Raw genomic sequence first — 3,887 nt, forward strand, 5'->3', positions numbered from 1 at the left:
GGCCCCGGCCACACCGGCAGCGGCAACCGAGGCCGCGGGCACCCCCGGTATCCGGTTCGTCGACATCCACGGCGACGGCGGCACCGTACTCAAGGCCAATGTCGTCACCCCGGCGGGCGCCGGCGGTTCGCGCACGTACCCCGTGATCGTGCTGCCCACCAGCTGGGCCACACCGCAGGTCGAGTACCTCGCGCAAGCGAAGAGGCTCGCCGACTCGGGCTATGTGGTGGTCAGTTACAACGTGCGCGGCTTCTGGCAGTCCGGTGGAGAGATCGAGGTGGCGGGGCCGCCGGACATCGCCGACGCATCGAAGGTCATCGACTGGACGCTCGCGAACACCCCTGCCGACCCGTCCAAGGTCGGCATGGCCGGTATGTCGTACGCCGCCGGGATCAGTCTGCTCACCGCCGCGCACGACAAGCGGGTCAAGGCGGTCGCGGCACTCAGCGGCTGGGCCGACCTCACCGACTCCATCTACAGCGGCCGCACCCAGCACCTCCAGGCCACCGCACTGCTCGTCGGCGCGGGACATCTCACCGGCCGCCCCAGTGCGGAACTCCAGCAGTTCACCAAGGACTTCCTCGGCTCGAACCTGGCCAAGGAGGACGAGATGATCGCCTGGGGGAAGAAGCGCTCCCCCGCCACCTACGTCGACCGGATCAACCGGAACGGCGCTGCCGTGATGCTCGGCAACGCCTGGGGCGACACCATCTTCCCGCCCAATCAGTACGCCGAGTTCTACGAGCGGCTCACCGTTCCCAAGCGGCTCGAGTTCCGCCCCGGCGACCATGCGACCGCCGAGGGCACGGGTCTGCTCGGACTGCCCAACGACACCTGGACCAGCACCCACCGCTGGTTCGACCACTACCTCAAGGGCGTCGACAACGGCGTGGACCGCGAGCAGCCAGTCCGGATCAAGTCCCGCTCGGCCGGGGGCTACGAGACCTATCCGGACTGGAAGTCGGTGGGCACGGACGCCCGGAAGATCGCGCTGGGCGGTACCAAGAAGATCCACGCGAACATCGACTCGGGCGCCAACGGCGGCATCGTGCTGCTGTCCAGCGCCCTGGACCAGTTCCTGAAGCTGCCCCCGATGGCCTCGATCCCGCTGCTGCCGCGGTCGTTCGCCGCCGTCTGGCAGTCCGAGCGCGGCACGTCGGCGCAGCGGATCAGGGGGACGGCGAAGCTTCACACCACGGTCACCAGCACCAAGGAGAGCGGCACCCTCGTCGCGTACCTCTACGACGTGGGGCCGCTCGGCCTCGGCAAGCTGGTCAGCAATGCGCCGTACACCTTCCGCGGCCGGACCCCGGGCGAGCCGTTCGCCGTGGACCTGGAGCTGTTCTCCACCGCCTACGACGTGCCGGCCGGCCACCGGCTCGCCCTGGTCGTCGACACCGTCGACCCGCTCTACATCGAGCACAACCCGTCCGGCGCACAGCTGACCTTCTCCTCGCCCACGGCCGACCCCTCGTACGTGTCGGTCCCACTGAGCGAGTAGTGATCTCCGGCCGCCGCCGGGCCGGGCACGGCTCTACGAGCTGCTGCCCGGCCCCGGAGGACGTGCATCCCCCACGTAGTACTTGTCGGCGTACTTGTCGGCGTCACTCAGCTCGATCAACAGATCGACGGCCATACGCTGCCCTGCCCCATTCTCAGCGGTGTCGCGGTCAGCGCAAACTATCCAGCCCGGCAAGGGGCTTCACGCCTGACACGCATAAATAGGGCATAAGCCGTATTTACCATCCGAACGAGACGGCGGGACATCAGGCCTCGGCCGCCTCCGCATACACCTGCGACAGCTCGGGCGAGCCATGCATCGCCCAGTCCAGCCCCGCCTCCACCACATTGATCTCGCGCCCCGAGGCGAGGCGGACCACAGGATGACCGCCCGGCCAGACATGCCAGCCGGCACCCCGCACGGTCCGGACGATCACCGTGCCGAGATAGAGGCCCGCGTCGTTGCCCAGCCAGGGCAGCTCCTCCGGATCATCCCGCCAGCGCGGCGGCAACTGGTCCAGAGCCTCCAACGAGGCCGGAGTGTCGTCCAGTTCAAGCCCCTGCTGCTCCACCCGGACCCGCAGCAGCTCACACTCGGAGAGCAGCTCGGCCACACCCTCCGGATCGCCTCCGACGGCGGAGGCGAGCGTCTGCCCCCGCTCACCCCCATGCCGTTTGCGCCAGTTGTCCAAGAAAGGGATGTTCATACCGATCAGCCTCGCATTCCCATGGACGGACGCACCACTGGGCGCGCGGGAGGTGCCCGGAAGCCGGCGCCTCGGGGCCGGCGACTCAGAGATCGAGATCGACCACGACCGGGGCGTGGTCCGAGGCGCCCTTGCCCTTGCGCTCCTCGCGGTCGACGTAGCTGTCCTTGACTGCCTGCGTGAACGGCTCGTTGCCGTACACCAGGTCGATGCGCATCCCCCGGTTCTTGGGGAAGCACAGCTGGCGGTAGTCCCAGTACGTGAACGGGTGGTCGTACTTGAGCGGGCGGGGCACCACGTCGGCGAGCCCGGCCTCGCGCAGGTGCTCCAGTGCGGTCCGCTCGGGTGCGGTCACATGGGTCATACCCTCGAAGAAGGACGGATCCCACACATCGGCGTCGGTCGGCGCGATGTTGTAGTCACCGAGCACGGCGAACGGCCGGTCACCGGCGGCGTCCTCGGCGACGGCCCCCTTCAGCGCCTCCAGCCAGGCCAGCTTGTACGCATAGTGCTCGTGGGCGACCTCCCGCCCGTTCGGCACATACACCGACCAGACGCGGACCGGGCCACAGGTCGCGCTCAGTGCGCGCGGCTCCTGCGCGCCGCCGTACTCGGGGCCGCCGGGCAGACCCTTGACGACGTCCTCGAGGCCCACCCGGGAGACCACCGCCACGCCGTTCCACCTGCCGTCGGCGTTGACCGCGGACTCGTAGCCCAGCTCCTTCAGGGCGTCGGAGGGAAACTGCTCCGCGGTGCACTTGGTCTCCTGGATGCACAGCACGTCGGTGCCGCTGCTCTCCAGCCAGGCGAGCAGCCGCGGCAGCCGGGCGGTGATCGAATTGACGTTGAACGTGGCGATGCGCATGCCGCAAGCGTAACCGCGGGGTGTGACAGTCAGCGGCGCGTCACAGGTCCACGGATCCCCCGGAGGAGAGCCTGCTGTGCTCGGCGCCGCCCAGGTTGCCGATGTGCGTGTCGTAGAGCGGACGCGCGAGCTCGGTCAGCAGCGCGTCGTGGATGTCGATCGCGCGCTGCGGCTCGACCGCGCGTACGTAGTCGATGACCTCGGACACCTTGCTCCAGGGCGCCATCACGGGGAGCATCAGCGTCTCCACCTTCTGGTCGGGGACGGTCAGCGCGTCACCGGGATGGAACACCGAACCGTCCACGAGGAAGCCGACATTGGTGATGCGCGGCAGGTCCGGGTGGATCACGGCGTGCAGCTCGCCGTGGACCTGGACGTCGAAACCGGCGGCGGTGAAGGTGTCGCCGTTCCCCACGGTGTGCACCCGGCCGGGAAAGGCGGCCGACAGCTGATCGGCGACACTGCGCAGCGTCCAGATCTCGGCGGCCGGATTCGCGTCCAGGGCGACGCGCAGCCGCTCCTCGCTGAAGTGGTCGGGGTGCTCGTGCGTGACGAGCACGGCGTCGGCGCCGGCCGCCGCGTCCGCCTCGCTGAAGACGCCGGGGTCGATGACGAGCGTCCGCCCGTCCTTTTCGAGCCGGATGCAGGCGTGCGACTTCTTTGTGAGCTTCACCGGGGTGGTCTCCTTCTCGTGTGCCGGTCCCGAGCCGATCTTGCCCCACCCCGCCCGTTCCCGTAACTGGGGCTAGCCCCAGACCCCGCGCCTCAATCTCCCCCTACGCCCTGCGGGCGTGGGGGACCCCCAAGCGGGGCGC

4 protein-coding genes are annotated in these 3,887 nt (G+C 69.2%); 1 reads left to right on the forward strand and 3 read right to left on the reverse strand.

Going from position 1 to position 3,887, the window contains the following annotated elements; translation table 11 throughout:
• Positions 1 to 1,501: CocE/NonD family hydrolase (locus tag ACWGI8_RS40995; protein WP_453668542.1), on the forward strand; the 1,501-nt coding region annotated here is incomplete at its 5' end.
• Between the two features lie 265 nt (positions 1,502 to 1,766).
• Here ACWGI8_RS40995 and ACWGI8_RS41000 read toward each other — a convergent pair.
• The 3 genes from ACWGI8_RS41000 to ACWGI8_RS41010 form a co-directional block, all read right to left on the reverse strand.
• Entirely contained in the window at positions 1,767 to 2,207 is a 441-nt protein-coding gene (locus ACWGI8_RS41000) for a DUF6278 family protein (protein WP_453668543.1), read from the reverse strand.
• 85 nt (positions 2,208 to 2,292) lie between these two features.
• Positions 2,293 to 3,072, reverse strand: coding sequence for an exodeoxyribonuclease III (locus ACWGI8_RS41005; RefSeq protein ID WP_453668544.1), 780 nt, complete (start codon positions 3,070 to 3,072; stop codon positions 2,293 to 2,295).
• Positions 3,073 to 3,112: 40 nt separating this feature from the next.
• Positions 3,113 to 3,745: an MBL fold metallo-hydrolase gene (locus tag ACWGI8_RS41010; RefSeq protein ID WP_453668545.1), complete on the reverse strand. Its 633-nt coding sequence runs from the start codon at positions 3,743 to 3,745 to the stop codon at positions 3,113 to 3,115.
• Positions 3,746 to 3,887: the final 142 nt, after the last annotated feature.

The organism is Streptomyces sp. NPDC054841, from assembly GCF_053611045.1.